General features: G+C 70.8%; 15 protein-coding genes. 8 read left to right on the forward strand and 7 right to left on the reverse strand.

From position 1 onward, the window contains the following. Positions 1-74: 74 nt before the first annotated feature. The 4 genes from WME97_RS41235 to WME97_RS41250 form a co-directional block, all read right to left on the reverse strand. Positions 75-5,798: a sensor histidine kinase gene (locus tag WME97_RS41235; protein ID WP_437546001.1), complete on the reverse strand. Its 5,724-nt coding sequence runs from the start codon at positions 5,796-5,798 to the stop codon at positions 75-77. 181 nt (positions 5,799-5,979) lie between these two features. Beyond that, positions 5,980-6,960, reverse strand: coding sequence for a hypothetical protein (locus WME97_RS41240; protein ID WP_437546003.1), 981 nt, complete (start codon positions 6,958-6,960; stop codon positions 5,980-5,982). A 288-nt stretch (positions 6,961-7,248) separates the two neighbouring features. Continuing rightward, positions 7,249-8,682 (reverse strand): YncE family protein, encoded by a 1,434-nt coding sequence (locus WME97_RS41245; RefSeq protein WP_437546007.1) that lies wholly within the window; start codon positions 8,680-8,682, stop codon positions 7,249-7,251. Continuing rightward, on the reverse strand, positions 8,679-10,220 hold the full coding sequence (locus WME97_RS41250; protein WP_437546009.1) for a YncE family protein: 1,542 nt from the start codon (positions 10,218-10,220) through the stop codon (positions 8,679-8,681). The genes WME97_RS41245 and WME97_RS41250 overlap by 4 nt, the downstream gene beginning before the upstream one ends. 551 nt (positions 10,221-10,771) lie before the next feature. Between WME97_RS41250 and WME97_RS41255 the strand changes: the two genes are divergently transcribed. Beyond that, positions 10,772-11,668 (forward strand): fibro-slime domain-containing protein, encoded by an 897-nt coding sequence (locus WME97_RS41255; RefSeq protein WP_437546011.1) that lies wholly within the window; start codon positions 10,772-10,774, stop codon positions 11,666-11,668. A gap of 88 nt (positions 11,669-11,756) precedes the next feature. On the opposite strand, the gene WME97_RS41260 is transcribed toward WME97_RS41255, so the two are convergent. Together WME97_RS41260 and WME97_RS41265 are read right to left on the reverse strand one after the other, a co-directional pair. After that, positions 11,757-11,990 (reverse strand): hypothetical protein, encoded by a 234-nt coding sequence (locus tag WME97_RS41260; RefSeq protein ID WP_437546013.1) that lies wholly within the window; start codon positions 11,988-11,990, stop codon positions 11,757-11,759. A 72-nt stretch (positions 11,991-12,062) separates the two neighbouring features. Then, a complete protein-coding gene (locus WME97_RS41265) occupies positions 12,063-12,395 on the reverse strand; it encodes a hypothetical protein (protein ID WP_437526997.1) in 333 nt (110 codons plus the stop codon). Between the two features lie 96 nt (positions 12,396-12,491). On the opposite strand from WME97_RS41265, the gene WME97_RS41270 reads away from it, so the two are divergent. The 4 genes from WME97_RS41270 to WME97_RS41285 all read left to right on the forward strand — a co-directional run bounded on the left by WME97_RS41270 (position 12,492) and on the right by WME97_RS41285 (position 15,623). Next, positions 12,492-13,292: a metallophosphoesterase gene (locus WME97_RS41270; protein ID WP_437546015.1), complete on the forward strand. Its 801-nt coding sequence runs from the start codon at positions 12,492-12,494 to the stop codon at positions 13,290-13,292. 117 nt (positions 13,293-13,409) lie between these two features. Then, positions 13,410-14,534 (forward strand): S8 family serine peptidase, encoded by a 1,125-nt coding sequence (locus WME97_RS41275; RefSeq protein WP_437546017.1) that lies wholly within the window; start codon positions 13,410-13,412, stop codon positions 14,532-14,534. A 220-nt stretch (positions 14,535-14,754) separates the two neighbouring features. Beyond that, positions 14,755-15,060: a hypothetical protein gene (locus WME97_RS41280; RefSeq protein ID WP_437546019.1), complete on the forward strand. Its 306-nt coding sequence runs from the start codon at positions 14,755-14,757 to the stop codon at positions 15,058-15,060. A gap of 185 nt (positions 15,061-15,245) precedes the next feature. Further along, positions 15,246-15,623 (forward strand): RNA recognition motif domain-containing protein, encoded by a 378-nt coding sequence (locus WME97_RS41285; protein WP_437546021.1) that lies wholly within the window; start codon positions 15,246-15,248, stop codon positions 15,621-15,623. Between the two features lie 192 nt (positions 15,624-15,815). Here WME97_RS41285 and eno read toward each other — a convergent pair whose 3' ends face one another. Beyond that, positions 15,816-17,111, reverse strand: coding sequence for a phosphopyruvate hydratase (eno, locus tag WME97_RS41290; RefSeq protein WP_437546023.1), 1,296 nt, complete (start codon positions 17,109-17,111; stop codon positions 15,816-15,818). A 230-nt stretch (positions 17,112-17,341) separates the two neighbouring features. Between eno and WME97_RS41295 the strand changes: the two genes are divergently transcribed. From WME97_RS41295 to WME97_RS41305, 3 genes are all read left to right on the forward strand, one after another. Continuing rightward, positions 17,342-17,983 carry a DotU family type IV/VI secretion system protein gene (locus WME97_RS41295; protein WP_437546025.1) on the forward strand — a complete coding sequence of 214 codons (642 nt, stop codon included), beginning with the start codon at positions 17,342-17,344 and terminating at the stop codon, positions 17,981-17,983. Beyond that, positions 17,980-19,074 (forward strand): type VI secretion system protein, encoded by a 1,095-nt coding sequence (locus tag WME97_RS41300; protein WP_437546027.1) that lies wholly within the window; start codon positions 17,980-17,982, stop codon positions 19,072-19,074. The genes WME97_RS41295 and WME97_RS41300 overlap by 4 nt, the downstream gene beginning before the upstream one ends. Positions 19,075-19,236: 162 nt before the next feature. Continuing rightward, complete coding sequence (locus WME97_RS41305; RefSeq protein WP_437546029.1) at positions 19,237-24,675, forward strand: AAA family ATPase; 5,439 nt, start codon at positions 19,237-19,239, stop codon at positions 24,673-24,675. Positions 24,676-24,691: the final 16 nt, after the last annotated feature.

Below are 24,691 nucleotides of genomic sequence, written 5' to 3' on the forward strand. Positions count from 1 at the left end.
AACCTCAGGGAGCGCAGACGCGCGCGTACAGGGCGCCATGGTCGCTCGCGATCATGATGTGAAGGAGCGCCCTCCTATCGAATCGATCCTATCGAATCGTTCGAGAAGGCCGGCGCGCGCGGCGACACCGGCGGTCCGGCGCCGGGGAGCTCGACGGTGAACGTGGCGCCGGCGCCGGGCGCGCTCTCGACACGGATCGAGCCGCCGTGCGCCCGCGCGATCTGGCGGCTGATGTACAGGCCGAGCCCCAGCCCGCCGTAGTGCCGGTCGGACACGGCGCGCTCGAAGCGATCGAAGATCCGCTCCTGGCGCGCCGGGTCGACGCCGATCCCGTGATCCTTCACCGAGAGCCGCGTCGTCCCGGCCTCCTCGCCGAGGACGATCTCGATGGGCTTGCCCGGGCCGAACTTGATCGCGTTGGCGACGAGGTTCGTGACGATCTGATCGACGCGGGAGCGATCCCAGGAGCCCACGCTCCGGCCGCTGATCCTCAGCGAGACCGAGCAGCCGGCGCGCGCCAGATCCAGCTCGAACCGCGCGATCACGTCGCGCACGACCACGCCGAGGTCGACCTCCGCGAGGTCGAGCGAGGCCCGATCCGTGTCGATCCTCGAGACCTCGAGGAGCTCGCGGTTCAGCCGGGCCAGGCGCGTCGCCTGCCGCAGCGCGCGCTCGACCTGCCTGCCCATCGCCGGCGGATCGCAGAGCCGACCCGAGCGAAGGCTCCGATCCATGGCCTCCAGCGAGAGCGTGAGCGACGTCATCGGCGTGTTGAGCTCGTGCGTCGCCACGGTGAGGAACTCGTCGCGCATGCGGATGGCCTCCTGGGCAGCGCGGTACAGCCGCGCATTGTCGATCGCGAGCGCGGCCCTGTGCGCCACGTGCTGGACGATCTCCAGGTCGGCCTCCCCGTAGCAGCGCCCCGGCGCGGACGAGACGACGCTCAGCGCCCCGATCGGCCGCCCCCGCGCCATGAGCGGCACCACGATGACGCTCTGCGCCCCGAGCTCGCGGATGAGCCTCGCATGCTCGTCGTCCTCGCAGTAGTGCCGGAGCTCTTCCTCGGAGCACCCGGAGACCAGCAACGGCTCACCACACCGCAGCGCCCTGGCCGCCGGATGGGGCGAATCCATCGCAGGAGAATACCGGCGCCGCAGCTGCTCGAGCAGCGACTCCTTGGCGGAATCCCTGTGCGCCCAGATGCTTCGCCGGATCTGCTCGCCTTCGACGACATCGGTGATGCACCAGTCGCAGAGCGATTGCACCGCGAGCCGCGCGACGCGCGCCAGCGTCTCCTCGTAATCGAGCGACCCGGCGAGGATCTCCCCGGCCTCGGCCAGGAAGGCCGCGCGCCGCTCCGCCGCCTCGGCCCCCGTCCTCGCGGCCTGCTCCCTGGAGAGGAGCCGCGCGTTCTCCAGCGAGATCGCGGCCTGCGCGGCGAGCAGCGACAGGGCGGTGAGCCGCTCCGGCGGGAACGCGCCGGCGAGGAGGTCGTTCTCGAGATAGAGCAGGGCCGCCACCTCCGCCTGCCTCAGGATGGGCATGCAGAGGACCGACCTGGGCTTGCGCCGCGCGAAGTACGCATCGCCGGAGAACTTGCCGTCGAAAGCCTCGGTAGAGCTCAGGATGACGCGCTCCTTCGTCCGTTGCACGTAGCGGACGAGCGACATGGGGACACGCTGTGAAGCGCCCTCCCCGGAGCGCGGGAGGAGGATCTTCACCTCCCCGCTCTCCTCCAGGATGGCCTCGGCTCCGATGGAGAGGCGCTCGTCCTGGTGCAGGACGAGACAAGCGCGCTGCGCGCCGCCCTGCTCGAGGACGACCGTGAGCAGCGTCCGCAGGAGCTTGTCGAGGACGATCTCGCTCGAGAGGGTCTGCGACGCCTTGATCACCGAGAGCTGGTCGAGCTGCTCGAACCGCGCCGCGAAGGAGGCGGTCGGGGCGAGCGGCCTCGCGTCCCAGAGACGCGGATTCCGCTGATCGATGTGCCGGACCTTGCCGTCCGCCCCCCAGCGGACATAGCAGGCGCGGGCCTCGCGGAGGTAGGTGTCGGCGATCAGCTCGAACCCTCGCTCCCGGTAGAACCCCGACGCGATCTCGTAGGCCAGCGCCTCGTCGTGGACGAAGCCGCTCGCGCGCCCGGCGCGGATCGCCTGCTCGTAGAGCTGGGCAGCGTCATCCCATGCGCCGCGGAGACGCGCGATCTCGGCGCCGATCAGCGCCGCCCTGTGGCCGAAGTTCTCGGGGCAGCTCTCCGCCCAGGTGTCGATCTGCCGCTGGTGGGCGGCGAGCGCCTCGAGGTGCCGGCGCCGCTCGGCGGCGTCCGCCGCGCGGCAGCGCGCCGCCCGCGCGAGCGCTCCATAGAAATGGTACTCGGCCACCTCGAAGAACGAGCCCGACGTCCAGAGGAGCGGCCGCGCCTTCTCCGCGGCCTCGAGCGAGCCGTCGATATCGCCCGCGAGGAAGCGCGCTTGCAGCTTGCGTATCCAGTACCAGCAGGTCGCGATCGCGAGGCGCGGATCGCCCTCCAGGCGCTGCTCGAACCGGCGCTCGTCGAAGTCGGCGTCGCTGAACGAGGAGAGATCGGGCAAGAGGCCCCGGAGGGCCCGGATGAGCCGGAGCTGCGCGGTGACGATGTCGACCTCGAGGCCGAACCGCGCCCGCCGCACGAAGTCGAGCGCGCGCTCGGCCTCGCGCTGCACCTCGCCGAGGGGCTCTCCCGAGGCGAGGAGGATCGTGATCAGGCAGTTCTTGTTGTACGACGCATACGTGATGTCCCCGGTCTCCTGCCCCGCCTCGAAGCCCCGTCGCAGGAGCTCCACGCCGGCGCGCATGTGCCTCACCCACGGGTTGACCCGGTGCCCGAAGCCCAGATAGACGCGGGATTTGAAGCGCAGGGCCCCGCGGCGCTCCAGGAGATCGAGGCCGAGCCTGGCGAACCGGTAAGCCATGCGGTAATCGCCGAAGCGCGGCCCGAGGAGCATGCCGAACCAGGTGTAGGCGATGCACGATGCATCGCAGTTGCCGCGCTCGAGGCTGAGGGTCGTCATTCGCATCACGACGAGGCAATTCAGGTTCGCGTCGGTGAACAGCGCCGGCGACTGCGCATGGGTCAGGACCTCGAGGGTCGCGCGGCATTCCAGGTCCGTCATCTGGGGTGAGTCGATGAGGTCCTCGACCGAACGGCTCCCGAGCAGCTCCCAGACGCGCTCGTATTCCTTCCGTACCTCCTCGTCCGTGGGGTGCGGAGACCACGTGACGCCGACGCGGCGGAGGTAGTCGAGGCCGACGTCGACGCCGCGATCGCTGCGGTCCATGGTCGTGTAGAGGCCGAGGCGCACGCACGTGACGGCGGCCAGATCGACGAGGCCCGCGGCGCGGCGCGAGAGCGCCGAGAGCCGCTCCTCGGCCGCCGAGAGATCGCCGGTGAGGTACTCGCACTCGGCCCGATGGAGCTCGAGCTCGAAGGTGAGCTCGTACCGTCGCTCCCAGCGATCCTCCGGGAGCAGCGCCCTGCCGGCGGCCAGGTACCTCAGCGCCAGTACGCAGGCGTTCGACCCCCTGGCGCGCTTGCCCGCGATGAGGTTGAGCTCAGCCACCCGCTCGCGCTCCGCCGGTGATGTGATCAGCGGAGCGCCTCGGTCGAGCTGATTGACGATCTCGAAGATCTTCTCCTCGAGCGCCTCCGGCGCCGCGCGCGACGCGAGCAGCCGGCCGATCCCGAGGTGCATCGCCGGCCGCTCGCCTTCGGGGATCAGCGAATAGGCGGCCTCCTGGACCCGGTCATGGACGAACCTGTACGAGGCGTCCCTGCGCAGGACCAGCCCCACGCGGACGGCATCCCAGAGGTCCGCGTGCGTCTCCTCCACCGAGCCGCCGCGGACCATCGCGAGGAGGTCGACGCCGGCGGCGCTCCCGAGACAGGCGAGGTGCTTCAGCGCCTCCTGGGCGCCCGGAGGGAGCCGCACGAGCTTGCCGACCATCAGGTCGATCACGTTGTCCGTGAAGCCCTTGTCGCGGATCCTCGCGACGTCCCATCGAAAGATCTCGGCGCGCTCGTCGAGCTCGATGAGCCGCTCCTCGTGCAGCGCGGTGAGGAACTGGATCGCGAAGAAGGGGTTGCCGGCCGTCTTCTCGTGGACGAGGGCCGAGAGCTGCGCGGCGTCCTCGCTTCGGCAGCGGAGCGCGTCGCCGACGAGCGCGCCGAGGTGCTCCCGGGAGAGCGGGCCGAGCACGATGTCCGAGACGCGCACGCCGTCCTTCCGCACCTTGTCGAGCGCCATCATGAGCGGGTGGGAGGGCGTCACCTCGTTGTCGCGGTACGCGCCGACGACGAGGAGGTGGCGCGTCTCGGGGTGGGTCATCAGATCATGAAGGAGCCCGAGGCTCGCGGGGTTGGTCCACTGGAGATCGTCGAGGAAGAGCACGAGCGGGTGCTCCTTCCGGGCGAACGCCCCGATGAACCTCCGGAACACGACGCGGAACCGGTGCTGCGCCTCGGCCAGCGGGAGCTCAGGGACCTGCGGTTGCCGGCCGATGACGAGCTCGACCTGCGGGATGACGTCCACGATGAGCTGTCCGTTGGGCCCCAGCGCGTCGAGCAGCCGCTGCCGAAAGGCCGCGATCCTGTCCTCGGGCTCGGCGAGGATCTCGCTCACGACATCCCGGAAGGCCTGGACGAGCGTGAAGTGAGGGATGCCGCGTCTGGATCGCTCGAACTTCCCCGAGAGAAACAGGGCTCGCTCCCGGACGATCGGCCTGTAGAGCTCGTGAACGAGGGCCGACTTTCCGCTGCCGGAATAGCCAGAGACCAGGACGAGCTCGGGGACTCCCGTGTCCAGGACGCGCTCGAACGTGCGCCGCAAGGCGCTCACCTCGCGCTCGCGGCCATAGAGCTTCTGCGGGAGCTGGACGCGGCCTGAGATGTCGCGCTCACCCAGGGAGAACGGCTCGATCCTGCCACACGCCCGGTGCTGCGAGAGGCACCGCTCGAGGTCGTGCCCGAGGCCGCGGGCGGTCTGGTAGCGATCCTCCGCCATCTTGGCGAGGAGCTTCAGGACGATCGCCGAGAGGACCTCGGGCACCCCGGGGACGATCGCGGAGGGCGGCGGCGGGGCGAGGGCGACGTGGCAGTGCACCCACTCGAGCGGATCCCGCGCCACGAAGGGCAGGCGCCCCGTGAGCATCTGGTAGAAGGTGACGCCGACCGCATAGAGGTCTGCGCGGCTGTCGATCGCTCGATTCATTCGCCCCGTCTGCTCCGGAGACAGGTACGGCAAGGAGCCTTCGATGAGCCGGGGAGTCCCCACCGGGGGCTGCTCGCGCGGGAGGCGGGAGGCAAGGCCGAAGTCGGCGAGCTTCACCTCGCCCGTGGTCGCGTTGACGAGGATGTTCTGGGGCTTGAGATCCTTGTGGAGGATGTCCCGCTGGTGGAGCTCCGCCACGCAGGTGACGAGGCGGACCGCGAGCTCGAGGAACCGCCCGGCGCTCATGGGCGCGTCGATGAGGTGATCGAGCGACTCGCCGCCGAAATCCTCCATGACGAGCGCCGGCAGCCCCTCGAACGTCTCGAGGGCGAGCGGTTCGACGAAGGCCTCGTGGCGGAGAGCCTTGCCCATCGTGTACTCGCGCCGGAGACGCTCGATGTCCTGCGAGCAGCCGCTCCTCGGGTCGATGACCTTCACGATCACCGGGCGGCCATCGACGCTCCGGACCGCGCGAAGCAGGCGGGTTCTTCCGCCCTCGTGGAGGGTCCCGGTGATCGTGTAAGGGGACCCATGCTCCCGCGATCGTGACATCGTCAGACCCCTCCTGTATCGATACACTATCGATACCACGGGGACCCCGCTGCGCCCGCCCCTGGACGGACGGCGAGCCCAGGAGGGGATTCACGAAGCGATCGCCCGGCTGCTCGAGCCGCCGGTCGCACCGGACGGGCGAGCCAGCCTGTGGACCGAGGGTCGGATCAGGATCGGGAATCTAGAAGGCGAACGGCACGTCGATCTGCAGGATCTTGTGCTCTGACGCCTTCATCGGATCATCGAGCCCCATCGCAAACGCGACGCCGGGGCGCAACCACATCTTCTCTCCCAGCTTGAAGTGGCCGCGCGGCCCCACGGCCACCGTGGTCGTCTCGCGCGTCGCGCGGGAGGCGTCCTTCTGCACGGAGACCGGCGTCGAGAGCCAGCGCTGGTGCCGGAGCTCGGCGCCGATCGACAGCATCGGGACGACGAAGTAGCCGAGGTGCAGGCCGGCGGTGAAGTTCGTCTTCGACGAGTCGGGCTGCACGTCCTCCCCGCGGACCCGCAGGAGCTGGAGCACCGTGGCCTCGGCCTGCGCGGTGAAGCCGTGCGCGACATAGGCGAACCCGACGCCCGGGAAGACCGTGAAGTCGTTGACGGCGAACATCGCGTTATCCATCGCCGAGCGGGCGTAGATCCCGGCCGTCCTCGCGGGGCCCATCTCCGGGCTCGGCGTGTTGCCGCCGCCGGAGCCCACGGGCACCGTGAGGCCAAGGAACAGGGCGAGTCGCAGCTCCGGCGTGAGCTTCAACGCGTAGGTGGCGCCGACGACAGGGTTCAGGAACCCGAAGCCCGAGTCGCCAGCAGGCGGGGAGTTCGAGACGACGCCGAGCCGCACGAGCGGGGCCAGATCGTCGGTCACCTTGTAGCTGAAGAGCAGCGTGGACGCGACGGTCGAGCCGGAGGAGCTCGCGGAAGGAGCGCTGTAGAAGGCGATCGCGGTGTCGGAGCGCACGACGGACACGGCGACCACCGGGCGGAGCTGAAACGGCAATGAATATGGAGGGGGCCTGGGCTTGTCCGCCGGCGGAGGCGCCGCCGGATCCGCGGCGGCGGGCTCCGTCGCGGGCTGAGCCGACGCCTGAGACGCAGGCAGGCAAAGGAGGCTCGCGCCGAGGAACACACGGAACAACGGACGACATGGATGCTTGTTGGTCATGGGCAGAGCAGGGGGTTGGGCTGGAGGACAACCGCTGTGGCCTCGTCGCCGGCGCAACGAGACGACCTTCGGAACTGCCGTCGGCTCCGCTGAGCCTGCTCCCACTCTCTGCGCAGAGAGGTTTCGCAAAGATGACAGGGACGAAATTATGTTGCGTGTTCGACACCTCTGTTCGCGGGAGGTGTCGTCACCTGCGCGCCGCGGAACCTCGGAGAAACACGCCGGCCATCCAGAGGAGCCGCGGGGGCGCTCGGCGCGGAGCGCCGCCCCGCCGCCCCGGCCGGGCGACTACTGCTCGAGCACCGTGATCGAGCGGTCCCAGTACGACGCGACAACCGCCCGCGCCCCGTCCTTCGAGACCGCCACGGCGCACGCGCCCTTGCCCGTGGGCAGCGACGCGACGACCCTCGGCGGGTCGCCCGCGATGACCGCGACGCCGCTGCCGACCGGCGGCCACCGGGTCCCGCCGAGCGCCACGAAGAGCGTCTTCCGGTCGGGCGACGTGACGCCCGTCAGCGGCACCCCGCGGAGCGGGAGCGTGCTCTTCACCTGCATCGTCGACAGGTCGATGACGCTCGCGGTCCGCGCCTCGGCGTTGAGCGTGATGCCGTACCGGTCCTCGTCGAGCAAGAAGCCCGCGGTCGGCCCGACGCCGACGGGCGTCTTCCTCGTCTCGGTCACCCCGGCGACGCTCAGCAGGATCGCCGTGTTGGACAGCCGATCCGGGAAGAACACGGCGCCGCCATCCCGCGTGATGTCGCCCTCGCGCGGCTCGCGCCCGACCGCGATGCTCCGCCGGGTCGCGCCGAACGGCGACTCGCTCGGATCGAACAGGTCGATCCACGCGCCCGCCGGCCGGCCCGCGTGCGTCAGCGCGCCGAGCGCCGCGATGTAGGGGCGCCCCTCGGCCTGCACGAGGAACAGCTGCCCCGTGGCGTGCGGGAGCGTGATGTTCGCGAGCCGCACCCCCGTCGGCAGCTCGAACTTCGTCACGCGCTTCGTGTCCGTCGTCGCCGCGACCACCGTCCTGCCGTCCGGCAGCGCCACGATGTCGCCGGGCGTCCGGCCGACGTCGAGCAGGACCGGATCGCGATCCCACGCGGTCGTGTCCATCACCGGGATCCGCGCGGCGTCCTCGTGCCGCAGCACCGCGACGTAGCGGTCGAACAGGAGCCGGATGTGGTCGCCCTGCGCCGGCATCGACGCCTTGTGGATGAGCTCGCCGCTCTGGAGCTTGTACTCGCGCAGCGAGGCGTCGTCGGCGCTGACGTAGATCGACGCGCCGCTCGGGTTGAAGACCACGTCGAGCGGGTGCACGTCCCCGATCCGGAACTCGCGGGCGCGCCAGCGGCCCTTCGGCTCCGCCGGGGGCGGCGCGGGATCGGCGGCGTCGGGGCCGAACGCCGCGGGGTCCGGCGCGTCGTCCAGCGTGTCGCGCGTGTCGCGCGCGGCGCGCGAGGCGGCGCCCTCCGGCGCGAGCGCGGTCAGCGGGGGCGCCTCGCCGACGGGCGACTTCAGGCTGGTCAGGGTGGCGATGATCACGGCCGCGACGCCGCTCGCCACGGTCACCGCGGCCCGCGCCAGGCGCGGCTCGCGGCCGGAGAGCGACCCGACGGAGCCGCGGTGGCGCTCGCCGAGCCACCCCTTGCAGGCGCGGCACTTGCGCGCCCCCTCGACGATCCGCGCGCCGCAGCTCGGGCACGGGACGCGACGCTCGCTCATTGCAGCACCCATGCGACCTTGGCGCGATCGCCGAGCGCGAGCGCCGTGCCGCCGTCCGGGGCGAGCCGCACCCGCGTCGGCTCGCCGCCGAGCGGGTGGACCTTCGCCGCGTAGCTCTTCAGATCGACCAGGGCCACCGAGCCCGCCCCGTCGCCGCTCAGCGCGACGACCGCCTGCGCCCCGTCCGGAGCGACGGCCATGTCGAGCGCGCGGCCGGGGAACGTGACGGCGCGGAGCAGCTCGCGCTTCGACAGATCGAAGACCTGGATGGCCCGCCCCTCGTTGCACCGCACGATCGCGCGCCGGTCGCTCCGGACGAGCGCGATCTGCTCCGGCTCCCGGCACGTCGTGATGCGCGCCTCCTGCCGGACCGCGCCCGACGGGAGCCAGGTGAGCGGCACCAGCGTGTTCTCGGCCCGGAGGGCCACGAAGCCCGCCGAGCCGTCGGGGATCATGAGCGCGCTGGCCGGGTTGCCCACCATCGAGGTGCGCACGCGATCCTGCTCCGAGCCGAGCCGGCTCGGGTCGAACGGATAGGCGACGCCGCCCGACGGCTCCCGCTGGCCGGACAGCGGGAGCTGGCCCGTCGTCGTGATCGCCCGGCTGCCGCTGTCGTCCACGGCCACGGGGCCCACGGCGTCGTCGCCGAACTGGATGCGCTCGATCTCGGCGTGGTACTCGGTCGCCAGGATCGCCACCGCGTGCGCCGCCGGCAGCGAGGCGAGCGCGCGCCGGCCCGAGGCGCCGACCTGGATGTCACCCACGGCCTCGCCGAGCTCGATCGTCTTGAGCAGCCGCGTCGTGGCGGCGTCGATCACGTAGATGCGCGAGGGCGCGGTCGCGTAGACCACGTCGCCCACGCGGTGCAGGCGCCGGACGTGGGGCGCCTCGGAGACGAGGCTCAGCGCCTGGCCGGTCCGGGAGCTGCGCACCTCCAGGCCGGCAGACAGCGCGACAACGAAGCGGTCGCGGTCGAGCGGGAGCGCGTCGAGCGCGTCCTTGGGGAGCGAGAAGGGCCCGGCGATCGAGGGCGCCTCGGCGAGGTGGCCGACGTCGTTCGGGCGCTGCCAGACGCAGCGGCCGAGCTGGCACGACTCGCCGCTCCAGCACGGCGCCCCGCACACCGGGGCCGGGGGAGCGACTGGCGACGCGGCCCGGGACGGCGCGAACCGGTGGGGCGCCAGGTAACGGAGCGCGCCGCCGGTGCTGATGAGCCCCAGGATCGCGCCGATCGTGACGAGCGGGCGCCAGTGGAGGGAGAGCCAGCTCGCGTCCTTGGGCGCATCGGGGATCGAAGGCGCCGTCGCCGTCCGCCTGGGCGCGTCGGCCGGCTCCCCGCACTCGGGGCAGAGGGCGACCCCGGCGGCGATGCGCTCGAGGCAGACAGGACAGGTCGCCTCGCCGGCGCCGGTTGAGCGCCGGGGCGGCGGCTCCGCCCACGGGACGGGCACCGGGCTCGCCTCGGCGGCGTGGCGAGCCTCCCGCGCCTCAGCGGCGCTGGAGCCGGGCTCGGTATCGCTCCGCGTCTCGTGGTCCACCGCGCACCTGCGTCTCTTCCGTGTCCGTGACGAGCGGACCTCGCGTAACCCGAGCGTGCCCGGAAGTCGAGCCTTTCGTGCCGGCGCGGCGGCCCCGGCGACGTGGCCCAAGCCACGAGCGGCCGGCGCCGTGGACGAAACGACGTGGCAGGAGATCGCACCGCCACGAAAGACGCCTCGCGCGGCGGAATGAGGACCGCCGGCGCGGCAGAGGGGAACATGGTTGTGGCCGTCAGCTCGGCAGTCGGTGGTTGGGCGTCAGCTCGGGAGTCGGCCGGCGGCCGCCGGGTGGCCGAAGCGTCGATATCACCGGATTGACGTGCTCCCTGCTCCCGGCGCGCTCGCGCCATGATTCGCCTCCCGGCGCGCTCGCGCGCCATGATTCGCCCAGCGAACACCATCAAGAGAAAATCCCAGCACCATCAAAAGAATAGGCACATTTACCGGGTGCAATTCCACCAGATAACGCGCCACGTCAGCACGCCGGGGGGACACCCTCATGCTAATTTACCGGCGGGGTCTTGGGACGGCATCTTAACACGAGGTTGGCGATGAAAAAGACGGCTGGGTGCGTGGCGGCGCTTGCGCTTGTGGGCGTGCTGGGTGCGTGCAGCGCAGTGGACAATCAGGGCAATAGCAGCAGCGGGGGCCAGGCGTCATCGCAGGGGCAGGGCGCAGGCGGGCCCGGCGGGACCACCGGCGGGCCCAGCGGGACGGGCGGCTACGATGACAGCTTCGGCTCGGTCAATCCCACCGTCGGCAGCAGCGGTGTCGGCGGGAACCCCGGGGAGGACCAGGAAACCGGCAAGTCGTGCGACGGCAAGTTCACCGGCCGGGTGCGCGACTTCCAGGAGGCGCACCCCGACATGGAGCCGCAGGACGAGGGCAAGTGCATCAACTGCGACGATCACATGATCGTCACGGACATCCTCGGAGAGGACCTGAAACCCGTCTATGCCGGCGGGGCCGAGGGCACCACGACCACGACCGGCAAGGAGAACTTCGACGTGTGGTTCCGCGACACCGAGGGCGTGAACATGCCGATGAACATCACGCTGCAGTTCGAGGACCCCGAAGGCGACGGCGTGTGGACGTACAACAACCGGGAGTTCTTCCCGATCGACGAGGCGCTGTTCGGCAACGAGGGGCGGACGCACAACTACCATTTCACCTTCGAGATGCACATCGGCTTCCAGTACAAGGGCGGCGAGCAGTTCACGTTCGCCGGCGACGACGACGTCTTCACGTACATCAACGGGCAGAAGGTGGTCGACCTCGGGGGCATCCACGCCGAGCAGCTCGAGGTCGTCGACCTCGACGAGCTCGGGCTCGAGATCGGGAAGACGTACCAGCTCGACTTCTTCTTCGCCGAGCGCCACGTGACCGACTCTCACTTCCGGATCGACACCTCGATCGAGTTCCTCAACTGCGGCATCCAGGTCAACTGACGCCGGCGACGGGCGAGGCCGCGCGCCTGGCCCTCCCGTAGCGCCTCGTCGGGGTGCCCCCTCCCTGCGACGCTCGCGCGCGCGGCGATCAGTCAGCGCAGGTGAACGTCTGCGGGCATGCCGCCGACGGCTCGCAGGCGTCGCCGCACTCCTCGTAGCAGCGCACGCACGCATCGTGGCTCTCGTCGGTGGAGCAGGACGGCACCGCGCCGCGCAGCTGAGCACAGCGCTGCTGCGCCTCGTCCGTCGAGAGCCCCCCGCAGCCACCCGCGAGCGCGACCAGCGAGAGCAGCGCCGCGACAATCCCCAGCCTTCGAGCCATCCGAGCCTCCCTTCGAGCCGTCCAAGCCTATCCGAAGCGCCGCGACAGGGCGCGGCTTTCCGCCGCGCGCGCTCAGCCGTCCGCCGGCCTCGGCACCGTGACGAGCCCGTACGTCCCCGCGCCGCTCACCTGGATCCACGCGCGCAGCACCTGGATCGGCCGCCCCGCCCGCGCCACGGCGGCCACCGCGTCGCCCAGGTCGCGCGCGCACGCGGCGTGCAGGTCGTCGGTCGTCTCGTGGTCCTCCGCGGAGCGGCGGATCCAGACCGCGGTCGACGGCATCGCCGCGCCCTCGTGCCTGTCCTGCCAGCGCCTGCCGACGAGGTGCGCGCGGAGCAGCTTCCTCGCTTCCGGGGGCGTGTCCGGGTGGAGCTCATACACCATCGTCGCGATGAACGACCTCATGCGCCCGAGCCTGCCGGAGCGCCGCGCGCCCGTCCAGCTTCGCCCGCCAGAAGTCCGGCCTTTGAACCTGCGTTCCTGTACAATGCGCGAGCGAGCATGACATCTTCCACCATCGTTGCCGTCGTCGGCGACGTGCATGGCGCCATGCACTCCATGGTCGAGCTGCTCGACGCCTGGGAGCACCGCCATCGCCGTCACATCGATTTCGTACTGCAGGTCGGGGACTTCGAGCCACACCGCCACGAGGACGATCTGGCCACGGCCTCGCTCCCGCAGAAGTACCGGGATCTCGGTGATTTCTGGGCCTTCGACCAGGGTTTGGCGAGCTTCGAGTGGCCGATCTACTTCATCGGCGGCAACCACGAGCCCTACGGGTTCCTCGATCAGTTCCCCAGAGGCGGCGAGCTCGCGCCGAACTGCTACTACCTCGGCCGCGTCGGTCGCGTCGAGGTCGCGGGCCTCAGGGTGGTGGGCCTGAGCGGCATCTACTCGGAAGACGCGCTCGCCTGGCGGCCGCCGCTGCGCGAGATCAAAAGTCAGAAGAAGAAGCTCTTCGCTTACTACACCGAAGACGAGGTGATGAAGGCCGCGAGCTACGGCAGCTGCGACATCCTCGTGTTGCACGAGTGGCCGCGCGGAGCGATCGAGCCCGAGCAGGAAGCGGAGCTCGCGGGCATGCGCCGCGCGCACCGTCCCGAGCAGGTGGGCAGTGAGCTCGCGCGGCTGGTCGTCGATTCGCTGCGGCCGAAGCTCGTGGTCGCGGGCCACATGCACTGGCGGCACCGCTCGCGGATCGGCCCGAGCGCCTTCGCCGCGATGGGACACATCGACACCGGCAAGGACGCGCTCGGCGTGTTCGAGGCACGCGCCGACGGCTCGATCGTGGAGATCGAGTGAAGCGCGATGGGCTCACGAGCAGAGCCCGGCGCTCAGCGTGCCAGTCGGACGAGCGAGCGGGCTCGCGCGGAGTTCCCGCACGCCCAGGCGGCGAAACGGTGGAATAGTGCCCCGCCCATGCCTCCGAGCGACCTCGACCCCCGGCGTATCCTGCCCATCGCGGACCGGCTCCACGCGGACCCCGGCTACGCCGGACGCGGCGTCACCATCGCCTTCCTCGACTCCGGCTTTTACGCCCACCCGGACCTCACAACGCCCCAAAACCGCGTCCTCGCCTACCACGACCTCTTCGCGCCCGAGGCGGGCCCCTCGGCGCTCGAGCACGGGGACGCCTCGTCGTGGCACGGCATGATGACCTCGGTCGTCGCCGCCGGGAACGGCGCGCTCTCCGACGGGCGCTTCCGCGGGCTCGCCTCGGAGGCGAACCTCGTGCTGGTCAAGGTCGGCTTCGCCCACCGCATCGTCCACGACGACATCCGGCGGGGCATCGAGTGGGTGATCGCGCACCGCGAGCAGTACGGAATCCGTGTGCTCAACATCTCCTGCGGAGGCGATTACGAGGAGTCGTACCTGACCGGGAGCCTGTCGCGCGCCGCCGACGACGCGACCCGGAACGGCATCGTGGTCGTGGCCGCCGCGGGCAACGCAGGGCACGACCCGGGGCACCGGGTCCTGCCGCCGGCCAGCGCGCCGAGCGTCATCGCCGTCGGGGGGCTCGACGACGGCGGCGCAGGAGAGCAGACGTGGAACTACCACTCTTCGTACGGCCTCACCCTCGACGGGCTGCAGAAGCCGGAGCTCATCGCGCCGGCGATCTGGCTGGCGGCGCCCATCCTGCCCGGGACGCCGACGGCGGCGCAGGCGCAGCTCCTGTCGCTGCTCGACCGCGCCCGGGACGAGGAGCTGCCCGGGCTGCTCGTCGAGCACGCGTGCGTCGATCCGGACCTCGACGCCATCGCCGGCCGCGAGCCGTACCTCGTGCGCCAGCTCGCGGCGGCCAAGCTGCGCGACCAGAAGGTGATCTCCGGCCATTACAAACACGTGGACGGGACGAGCTTCGCCGCGCCGATCGTGAGCAGCGTCGTGGCGCAGATGCTCGAGGCGAACCCGCGCCTCTCCCCGCAGCAATGCCGGCGCATCCTGATGAAGACCGCGCGCGGGCTGCCCGGCATCGCGCCGGAGCGGCAGGGCTTCGGCGTCGTGCAGCCCCGCGCCGCGGTGGCCGCCGCGCGCGCCGCCTGAGCGGGAGACCCGGCGAACGCGGCGCTCGCGCCGGGGGGAGCGCCGGGCAGCGGTGCCGGCGAGCTTCACGGTGACGTCGGCGCTCGCCGTGAGCGGCCCGTCGGCGGCGATCACCTTGACGCGGCCCGGCGACGCGGTCGTGAGCTCGCCGGCATCCACGCGGGCGAAGAGGTGGCTGGTCCCCCCTGCCCTGCGCCGTGACGTCGCGCTCGGGGCCGTCTTGGAAGCGGCCGATCGCCGCGAGCTGCACGGCAGCGGACTCGCCGGAGGCGAGCGCGACCGAGGCGGCGCCCGGCGCGACGCGCAGCCGATCCGGCGGCCAGCGCCCGATTTCGAGCACGAACGGCGCGAAGAGGACCCGGATCCCCGTTCGTCCCCATCGCACCGAGCATGGCGGCGCGAGGCGCGCGCCCTATCCAACGTGGGTGCGCGCCGTCGCCTGCCGGCCGACGCGATCGGCGGCCATGAACAGGCAGACGCGGCCAGCCTGGGGGAATACCTTGCGTACCCCGCCGCCGGCCGGTAGCTTCCGGAGCGCCTCAAGGCTCGTTCGTCCTCGACCTCTGATCCGGCCGCCTGCTGCAACGTGGTTGCCTCGTCCGAACGTGGGAGACGGCCGGTCGTCGGGGAGCGTTTTCGCGTGCGGCCCGCGGCACGATCCGGGCCGTCCGCGAGGGAAGCGGGGATCGTGCAACGGGATTGGCGGCAGACATGAGCAAGCGGCTTTATGTGGGGAACCTGGCGTTCCATTCGACGGAAGACAGCCTGCGCACCGCGTTCGAAGGCGCCGGCGTCGAGGTGCTCTCGATTCAGTTGATGACGGACAGGATGACCGGGCAGTCGCGCGGGTTCGGGTTCGTCGAGGTGAGCGATGCCCAGGCGCAGGCGGCCATCAATGCGCTGCACGGCAAGGACCTCGATGGCCGTACCCTGACGGTCAACGAGGCGCGCGAGCGCACCGGCGGCCCCGGCGGCGGCGGCGGCGGCGGCGGTGGCGGCTTCCGCGGGGGTGGCGGCGGCGGCGGCCGTGGAGGTGGCGGCGGCGGGCGCGGCGGTGGCCGCGGCGGCGGCGGGCGCGACCGCTGGTAGCGCTGAGAGGTCGACCCCGACGGCGCGCTCAGCGCCGCGCGGGGCCCCTCGCCCTCTCGACAACGGACCCCGGGGCGCGGAGCGCCGGGGGATCCCCCAGGAAATAAAGCAAGAAACGCCAGCGCGAAGGCGCGGCGACCCGCGCAGGAGCCCGGCCAGCGATGGCCGGACTCCTGGCCGGGTAGAGCAGAGCTAGCTGGAGCGCTTCGCGCCAGGGCGGCGGAACGGCGCGCGGCCGGCGAAGACCTGGCCGTCGCCGAGCGCGTAGGAGATCCGGAGCAGCTGGTTGTACTTCGCGACGCGATCCGAGCGGGACGCAGAGCCGGTCTTGATCTGGCCCGCGTTCGTCGCGACCGCGAGGTCGGCGATGAACGTGTCCTCGGTCTCGCCCGAGCGGTGCGAGATGATCGACCGGTAGCCGCCCTCGGCCGCCTGGCGGATGCACTCGAGCGTCTCGGTGACGGTGCCGATCTGGTTCAGCTTGATGAGGATGGCGTTGGCGAGGCCGTCCTCGATGCCCTTCGCGAGGCGCGCGGGGTTCGTCACGAAGAGGTCGTCGCCGACGAGCTGGACCTTCTTGCCGAGCCGCTCCGTGAGCAGGCGCCAGCCCTTCTCGTCGTTCTCGGCGACGCCATCCTCGATGGACACGATCGGGAACGCCTTGGCGAGCTCGTCGTAGATCGCGACGATCTCCTCGCGGGTCTTCTGCTGCTTGTCGAAGGTGTACCGCTCGGTCTTCGCGTCGTAGAACTCGCTGAGCGCCGAGTCGAGCGCGACGCCGACGTCCTCGCCCGGGCGGTGGCCGGCGGCCTCGATGGCGCGCACGACGTACTCGAGCGCCGCCCGGTTCGACGGGAGGCGCGGGGCGAAGCCGCCCTCGTCGCCGACGGCCGTGACCATGCCGTCCTTCTTGAGCAGGCCCCTCAGGGTGTGGAAGATCTCGGTGCCCGTGCGCAGCGCCTCGGCGAACGACTCGGCGCCGTAGGGGACGATCATGAACTCCTGGATCTCGAGGCCGTTGTCGGCGTGCACGCCGCCGTTCAGGATGTTCATGAGCGGCGTCGGGAGGACGCGCGCCGCGGCGCCGCCGAGGTAGCGCCAGAGCGGCAGGTCGACCGTGTCCGCGGCGGCGCGGGCGGCGGCCATCGAGACGGCGAGGATGGCGTTGGCGCCGAGCTTCGACTTGTTGGCGGAGCCGTCGGCCTGGATGAGCACCTTGTCGAGCTCGGCCTGGTCGAGCGCATCCATCCCGAGGACGGCCGGACCGAGGACGGTCTCGATGTTCTTCACCGCGGTGAGCACGCCCTTGCCGAGGAAGCGCTTCTTGTCGCCGTCCCTGAGTTCGACGGCCTCGTGCTCGCCGGTCGACGCGCCGCTCGGCACGGCCGCGCGGCCCGTGCCGCTCAGCGTGGTGACCTCGGCCTCGACGGTGGGGTTGCCGCGCGAATCGATGACTTCGCGCGCGATGACGCTCTGGATCTCCGACATGACCTCTCCTCAAGGGGATCGCCTTCGCGCGACCCCGGCTGCTCTCGAAGGGGGCTCGAGAAGCGGCCGGAGCATAGGCACGGCCCCCCCCGGATGTCGACGCTCCGGTGCACCCGCGGCGCGCGGCGCGGGATCCGGCGAGGACCGAACGTCGATCCGCGCGTTGCGCGCGAGGTGGACGCGCGCCCGGGTCGACGGTCGGTGCGCGCCTGGCGTAAGCTCGCGCCCGCGTGGAAACGTCCATCGGCGTCTTCGGTGAGGAGATGCTCCTCTGGCTCTGCATGCTCCGCCAGTCCCCGCGGCGGCCTCCGGCCGATCACGTGCTGCGGCAGGCGAACCTGCTGCTCGAGGAGCTGAAGGGGTCCAGGCTCGCGCAGGGGATGCCGGTCGCGTCGGTCGACGACGGGATGTTCGCGATCGCCGCGTGCGCGGACGAGTTCGCGATGTCGCTGCCGGACCTGCGGCCGGTCTGGGCGCAGCGCCCGCTCCAGGCCTCGCGGTGGACGACCAACAACGCGGGCGTCGAGTTCTTCGAGCGGCTCGAGCGCGTCCGGAAGGGCCCGCTCCCGGTGATGGCGACGTACGCGTGCGTGCTCGGGCTCGGCTTCCGCGGGCGCTACGGGCTGCCGGGGCAGAACACCGACGATCTGCTGCGGATCCGCCGCGAGCTGTCGCTCAAGCTCGGCGTGGATCCGGATCGGGACTGGAAGGGCGGGGTGCTCAAGCCGGTGCAGGTCGAGGGCGTCGCGGTGCAGCACCTCCCCACCCAGTCGTTCTGGCGGTCCGTCCTCGTCGGGCGGGCGCTGGCGTCGCTCGTCGCGATCGCCGGCGCGCTCGCGCTCGCGTGGACGATCGCCCAAAGGGTCCGATGAGCGGCTCCTTCGTTTACGAGCTGGCGAGCGTTCACACGCTGGTCGAGCAGGCGAACCTGGGCAACGACCAGGGGATCTACGCGGTCCCCTGCTACCTGGTGCTCGGCGAGCCCGGGTCGGGCCGCTCCACGGTGATCCGCTCGATGAACCTGACGTGGCCCGTGAGCGGCGGGCAGCTCCCGATCGGCGTGCCCGCGGCGCGGTGCTCTTACTGGCTGGCGAAGGAGGCGCTCTTCATCGAGCCGGAGGCGTCGGTGCTCGGCCCGCGGCGGGAGCCGGCCGAGCTGTCGCGGCTCTGCGACGAGCTGCGCCGCTCGCGGGAGCGCGAGCCGATCGACGGCATCCTTCTCGTCCTGAGCATCGCGGAGTTCGTCGAGCTCGACGAGCAGGGGCTCGACGCGTACGCGAACCGCATCCGCGCGTACCTCGTCGAGGTCGGCCGGGCGCTGCACGCCGACGTGCCGACGTACGTGGTGCTGTCGCGCTACGACACGCTCTGGGGCTTCGCCGAGGTGTTCCAGTGGACGGCCGAGCGCGGGCGCGAGGAGCCCTGGGGCTTCACGCTCCCGCTCGAGACGAGCCCGGACAACGCCGGGCCGCGGATCCTCCAGGAGCTCGAGGGGCTGAACGCGCGGCTGGAGGCGACCTGCCTCGCGCGGGTGAGCTCGGAGGACGCGCCCGAGGCGCGGACGCGGGCGTTCCAGCACCTGGCCGAGGTGCGGGCGCTGATGCCGCGGCTGCGGCAGCTGTTCGGGGTGATCGCGATGGCGAACGCGTTCGAGCGGGCGCCGTGGCTCCGCGCGGTGGCGATCGGCAGCGCGATGCCCGGGATGGGGGACCGGCTCCGCGCGGGGGTGACGCGGTTCATCAACATGGGGCTGGCGCAGCCGCCGCACGTGGCGGTCGCGATGCGGCCGGGGGGGCTGCCGATCCACGCGACCCTGAGGGCCGTCGTGCTGCCGGAGCGGGACATCGTGCCGCTCCGGCAGCGGTGGCGGGACGACCGGTTCACGCTCTTCTGCTTCGTGGGCGGGCTCTTGCTGCTGCTCGCGGCGGGGATCACCGAGATCATCCTGCGGTACGCGATGTGACGGTGTGAGCGGGCGCCGAGGGCGGCCCCGCCGGCCCCGGCCGTCCAGTTGACATGGCAACTCGTGGGCTCAAACGCCCGCGATATGCCGGATACGTCGGAGGCATGGAATCGACCTGCTGTCCAGGAAGCTCGCTCCGTCGAGCCTGGGCGCGCGCTCCCGGTGCGACCAGGCACAGCCCAGCTCAAGGGGTATCACGTCACCGCGAAGACCGGCGAGGGCCCGGGCTCCGCCACGTATCGAGCCCATCGGGACGCCGACGGCATCGACGTGGCGATCAGGATGCTGCACACCGATGACGCCCGATCCGGCGAGATCATGCGCTTCAGGCACGCCTACCGCGCGATACGGCAGCTCGACTCGGAGAGGGTCGTCAAGGTGTACGCCGTCGAGGAGCACGAGGACGGCCTGGCGCTCGTCACCGAGGTTTTCCCGGGCGACCCGCTGTCCGCGAAGACGGCCTGCAAGCTGGGCGTCGGCGCGTCGCTGGACGTCTTGATCCCCGTGGCCGAGGCCCTGGCCGACATCCATCGCCATGGCCTCATCCATGGCGATGTGAGGCCTACGAACATCCTGCTCGGAGAGGACGGTCAGGTGAAGCTCACGGGCTTCGGCGTGGATTCCATCGTGACGCGCGAGAAGGAGGAGATCTATTGCCGTCGCGTCCTCTCGAAGGTGCTCCCCTATATATCGCCGGAGCAGACCGGCCGCATGAACCGGAGCGTGGATTACCGCACCGACATGTACTCGTTCGGGGTCGTCCTCTACGAGATGCTCACTGGGCGGAGGCCGTTCGAGGCGCTCGACCCCCTCGAGCTGATGCACGCCCACATCGCCGTGACGCCCGTCGCCCCCTCGGAGCTCGACCCGGAGGTGCCCGACGCGCTCTCCGCCGTCACGATGAAGCTCCTCAGCAAGAACGCCGAGGACCGCTACCAGTGCGCCGAGGGGCTGAGGGCCGATCTGGAGGAGATCCGAGCGCGATGGCAGCGCGGCGGCCAGATGGGAGCGTTCAGCCCTGGCCGCCACGACAGGAGAGATCTCTTCCGGCTCCCCCAGAAGCTCTACGGCCGCGAAGGAGACATCCGGAAGCTCGTCGGCGCGTTCGACGACGTGCTGCGGGGCAAGCGGACGATCGTCCTCGTCTCGGGCTATTCGGGCATCGGCAAGTCGTCGCTGGTCCAGGAGATCTTGAAGCCGCTGGTGCGCGAGAAGGGCTACTACATCAGCGGGAAGTACGATCAGGTCAACCGCGACACGCCCTACAGCGCCATCGTCCACGCGTTCGACACGCTCGTCAGGCAGCTCCTCTCCGAGAGCGAGGAGCGGATCACGCGGTGGCGCGACGCCATCCTGGGCGCCCTCGGGACCAACGGACAGGTGATCTGCGACGTCCTCCCGTCGCTCAAGCACCTCATCGGCGAGCAGCCGCCCGTCCCCGCGCTCGGCCCGGTCGAGGCCCAGAACCGCTTCATCCTCTGCTTCCACAACTTCGTGTCCGTCTTCGCCCGGCACGCCCACCCGCTGGCCATCTTCCTCGACGATTTACAATGGGTGGACTCGGCCAGCCTGAGCCTGCTCACGAGCGTCCTCGCGAGAGAGGACGTGGAGTCGCTCTTCTTCTGCGGCGCTTACCGCGACAACGAGGTGAGCCCGACCCACCCCTTCCTCGTCGCCCTGGAGCAGCTCACGAAGGGCGGCCTCGAGGCGCGCGACATCGTCCTCGCGCCCCTCGGCCTCGCGCACCTGACCGAGCTCATCAACGACAGCCTGCAGATCGGCGGCGGAGAGGCGCTCGCGGCCGCGATCCTGAAGAAGACCGGGGGCAACCCGTTCTTCGTGAAGCAGTTCATGCGGCACCTCTACGACACGAAGGCGCTGGTCTTCGATCCACCGGCGGGCTGGCGCTGGGACCTGCGCCAGATCGAGCGGCTGGAGTGCACCGATAACGTCCTGAGCCTCATGACGGAGACCATCCGGCGCCTGCCGCAGGCGACGCAGCGGGTGCTCCGGCTGGCCTCGGCGATCGGCAACACGTTCGAGATGGACGTCCTGAACACCGTCAGCGAGCGGCCCCCCGACGAGACGTACGCGAGCCTCGAGCACGCCGTCGCCGAGGGCCTGATCGTGAGCGCGGACGAGCAGTTTCGATTCGCGCACGACAAGATCCAGGAGGCCGCATACTCGCTGATCCCGGAGGGAGACAGGCCGGCGTTTCACTACAGGATCGCGAAGCTCCTGCTCGGCAAGCCGCGCTCCGGCGACGGGCGCGCTCTGTTCGACGTCGTCAATCACCTGAACAGCGCCGGCGATCTGATCCGCGCGCCGGAAGAGCGCATGGAATCGGCCAGGCTCAACCTCCAGGCGGCCGGGCGCGCCCAGGAGTCGTCGGCCTTCACCGCGGCCCTCAGGTACCTGGAACATGGCATATCGATGCTGCCCGGAGACGCGTGGACCTCCAGCTACGAGCTGACCTTCACCTACCACACGAAGAAGGGGCTCCTGGAGTCGCTCTGCGGACGCCACGACGACGCGCTCTCCACCCTCGCGGGGAGCTTCGAACGAGCGGTGGGGCGACTCCACAAGACGGAGGTGCGCCGCCTGAAGATGAACGTGGAGATCCTCAAGAACGACCTTCCCGCCGCCATGGAAGAGGGGCTCGCCGCGCTCCGGGCGTACGACATCGACCTGCCGCCTTATCCGGACGACGACGCGCTCATGGCCGAGATGGAGCGGACGATCGCGATGATCGGCGACCGCCCGATCGCATCGCTCGTCGATCTGCCGGCGCTCGACGATCCCGAGATCGCCGCCCTGCAGGACGTGCTCCAGGAGATGTTCTCGCCGACCTACCAGCTCGGCACGAACAACTTCGGCATCACGGTGATGAAGGCGCTCCAGAACTCGCTGACATATGGCATCTCGAGGAACTCGATCTACGCCTACGTGAACTTCGGGACGCTCCTGTGCGCCAGGCTCGACATCGAGAAGGGGTACGAGTTCGGGCGGGCGGCGGTCCGCCTGAACGAGCGCCACCCGGACGCGAAGTCCGAGTCCATGCTGTGCAACATGTGGGGAGCGTGGGTCCAGCACTGGATGGATCCCTACGAGCGCTCGAAGGCGTCCCTGCGCAAGGGCGTCCACGCCGGCATGGAGACGGGGCAGTACATCTGGGCCTTCTACAATGCGTGCAACGCGAGCATGAACGGCCTCCTCCGGGGGGAGCACCTCCACGACGTCATCGAGGAGGCGAGGCTGTATCTGCCGCTCTGCAAGCTCGACAAGTTCAACGCGATCACGTGGATCGTCGGGGCCGCCGGGCAGCTCTGCGAAACCCTGAGCACGCAGGACGAGGGCGACTGGAAGCGCGGGGCCTGGGTCGACATCGACGCGGTCACCGAGGCCGCCCACAGCATCGACAACCGGGCGTCGCTCTACTTCGTGAACGTCTTCAAGGTCCTCGCCGGCGTGTTCCAGGGCGCGTACGAGGAGGTGGCCGAGATCTGGGGCTCGACCGATCCGGCCAGCCTCGGCATGCTCGCCGCGTGGCACGCGAGCCCTTGTTATCACTTCTACGGGGGGCTGGCCTTCTCACGGGCCGCGTGCGCCGCCGCCCCCGCGCTCAGGGCGGCGTACCTCGCGAGGCTCGGGGAGTGCGCGCGCAAGGTGGAGTCGTGGGCGGCGCTCGGCCCGGAGAGCCACCGCCACCGCAGCTTGATCCTGGAGGCCGAGGTCGCCCGCAGCGAGCGGCGAGAGGGCGCGGGCGCCCTCTACGATCAGGGGATCGCGGCCGCGCGGGAGGGTCGCTTCCTGCACGACGAGGCGCTGGCCAACGAGCTCTGCGCTCGACACTACCTCGACCTGGGCAGGGCGTTCGTCGCGCGCGCCTACATGACCGAGGCGCACAGGCTTTATGGGCGCTGGGGCGCCGTGCGGCCGATGCTGCGCCTCGAGAGGGACTTTCCGCACGCGCTCGCGCCGGAGGCGCTGCGCAGGCGGACCGACCTGGCGCGGGACGGGGGCGCCGACGTCCGCGGCGCCGCCGTGGGTCACGGCGCTCGCCCGGGGCTCGATTTCATGACCATGCTCAGGGCCTCGCAGGCGGTCTCCGGCGAGCTGAACCTCGGCCGGGTGATCGAGGCCCTGCTGACGATCGCGGTAGAGCACGCGGGCGCCGAGCGGGGACTGCTGATCCGCGCGTCGAGCGCCTCGCACACCGCGCACGACGTCGAGGCCGAGGTCGTCACCCGGCGCGGCCGGGTCGAGGTCACCCTTCGCCAGACGCCCGTCACCTCGAGCGATCTCCCGACAGCCGTCCTCCAGTACGTGATCCGCACGAGAGAGAGCGTGATCCTGGACGACGCCGCCGTACCCAACCTGTACTCGGAAGACGCCTACGTGCGCGCGCGGCGCCCCCGCTCCGTGCTCTGCCTCCCCCTGGTGAAGCAGGGCACGCTCGTCAGCGTGCTCTATCTGGAGAACAACCTGACCCCGCGCGCCTTCACCGCGGATCGGATCGAGGTGCTGGAGCTCCTGGCCTCCCAGTCCGCCATCTCGCTGGAGAACGCGCGCCTCTACACCCAGCTCCAGCAAGAGAACGGCGAGCGCAGGCGGGCGGAGCTGGCGCTGCGGGAGAGAGAGGCGCGCATCCGGCGCCTCGTGGACTCCAACATCATCGGGATCGCCGTCTGGGACCTCGACGGCAGGGTCATCGACGCGAACGACGCGCTCCTGTGCATGCTCGGCTACAGCCGTGAAGATCTGACCTCGGGGACCCTCCGCTGGGCAGATCTCACGCCGCCGGAGTTCAAGGAGACGACCCAGCGGACGCTCGAGCACGTCCGCATGACAGGTGAGTTCGGGCCGCTGGAGAAGGAGTATTTCCGAAAGGACGGCAGCCGCGTCCCGGTGGTGATCGGCGGCGCGCGGTTCGAGGGATCGGAGAGCCAGGGGGTGGCGTTCTTCCTCGACGTGACCGAGCGCAGGCAGGCGGAGGAACGCCAGAAGCTCCTGATGAACGAGCTGAACCATCGGGTGAAGAACACGCTGGCGATCGTCCAGGCGATCGCCGTGCAGACGCTCCGCATGGCGGACTCGCCCAAGGCCTTCACGAGCGCCTTCCTCGCCCGGTTGCTCGCCCTGTCCCAGACCCACAACCTCCTGAACCAGACCGCGTGGCAGGGCGCCGACCTCCACGACGTCGTCCGCGCCGAGCTGGCGCCGCACGCGAGCGGCGACGCCGAGCGCGTCCGCCTGGCCGGCCAGGACGTCCGCCTCCGCCCGGAGGCGGCGGTGACGCTCGGCATGGTCTTTCACGAGCTGGCGAGCAACGCGGCCAAGTACGGGGCGTTATCGCAGCCGTCCGGCCACGTCGCGGTCACATGGGACGTGATCAGCCAGGCGCACGAGCGCCTGCTCCACCTGGAGTGGCAGGAGACGGACGGGCCGCCTGTCCGACCGCCGCGCCGCAAGGGCTTCGGCTCACGCCTGATCGAGCGCGACCTCGGGCGCCAGCTCGCCACGGAGGTGCGCCTCGACTACCTGCCTGGGGGCGTACGTTGCGTGATGGACCTGCCCCTCGAGCGCGTGGGCGCAGGATGAAGCCGGTCCCAGGAGG

The organism is Sorangium sp. So ce367, from assembly GCF_051520455.1.
Lineage (GTDB): Bacteria > Myxococcota_A > Polyangia > Polyangiales > Polyangiaceae > Sorangium > Sorangium cellulosum_B.

Excerpts from the sequence above, each read along its gene's own strand:
- WME97_RS41235 (WP_437546001.1), bottom strand. The coding sequence starts at position 5,798 with ATGTCACGATCGCGGGAGCATGGGTCCCCTTACACGATCACCGGGACC.
- WME97_RS41240 (WP_437546003.1), bottom strand. The coding sequence starts at position 6,960 with ATGACCAACAAGCATCCATGTCGTCCGTTGTTCCGTGTGTTCCTCGGC.
- WME97_RS41245 (WP_437546007.1), bottom strand. The coding sequence starts at position 8,682 with ATGAGCGAGCGTCGCGTCCCGTGCCCGAGCTGCGGCGCGCGGATCGTC.
- WME97_RS41255 (WP_437546011.1), top strand. The coding sequence starts at position 10,772 with ATGAAAAAGACGGCTGGGTGCGTGGCGGCGCTTGCGCTTGTGGGCGTG.
- WME97_RS41260 (WP_437546013.1), bottom strand. The coding sequence starts at position 11,990 with ATGGCTCGAAGGCTGGGGATTGTCGCGGCGCTGCTCTCGCTGGTCGCG.
- WME97_RS41265 (WP_437526997.1), bottom strand. The coding sequence starts at position 12,395 with ATGAGGTCGTTCATCGCGACGATGGTGTATGAGCTCCACCCGGACACG.
- WME97_RS41270 (WP_437546015.1), top strand. The coding sequence starts at position 12,492 with ATGACATCTTCCACCATCGTTGCCGTCGTCGGCGACGTGCATGGCGCC.
- WME97_RS41275 (WP_437546017.1), top strand. The coding sequence starts at position 13,410 with ATGCCTCCGAGCGACCTCGACCCCCGGCGTATCCTGCCCATCGCGGAC.
- WME97_RS41285 (WP_437546021.1), top strand. The coding sequence starts at position 15,246 with ATGAGCAAGCGGCTTTATGTGGGGAACCTGGCGTTCCATTCGACGGAA.
- eno (WP_437546023.1), bottom strand. The coding sequence starts at position 17,111 with ATGTCGGAGATCCAGAGCGTCATCGCGCGCGAAGTCATCGATTCGCGC.
- WME97_RS41300 (WP_437546027.1), top strand. The coding sequence starts at position 17,980 with ATGAGCGGCTCCTTCGTTTACGAGCTGGCGAGCGTTCACACGCTGGTC.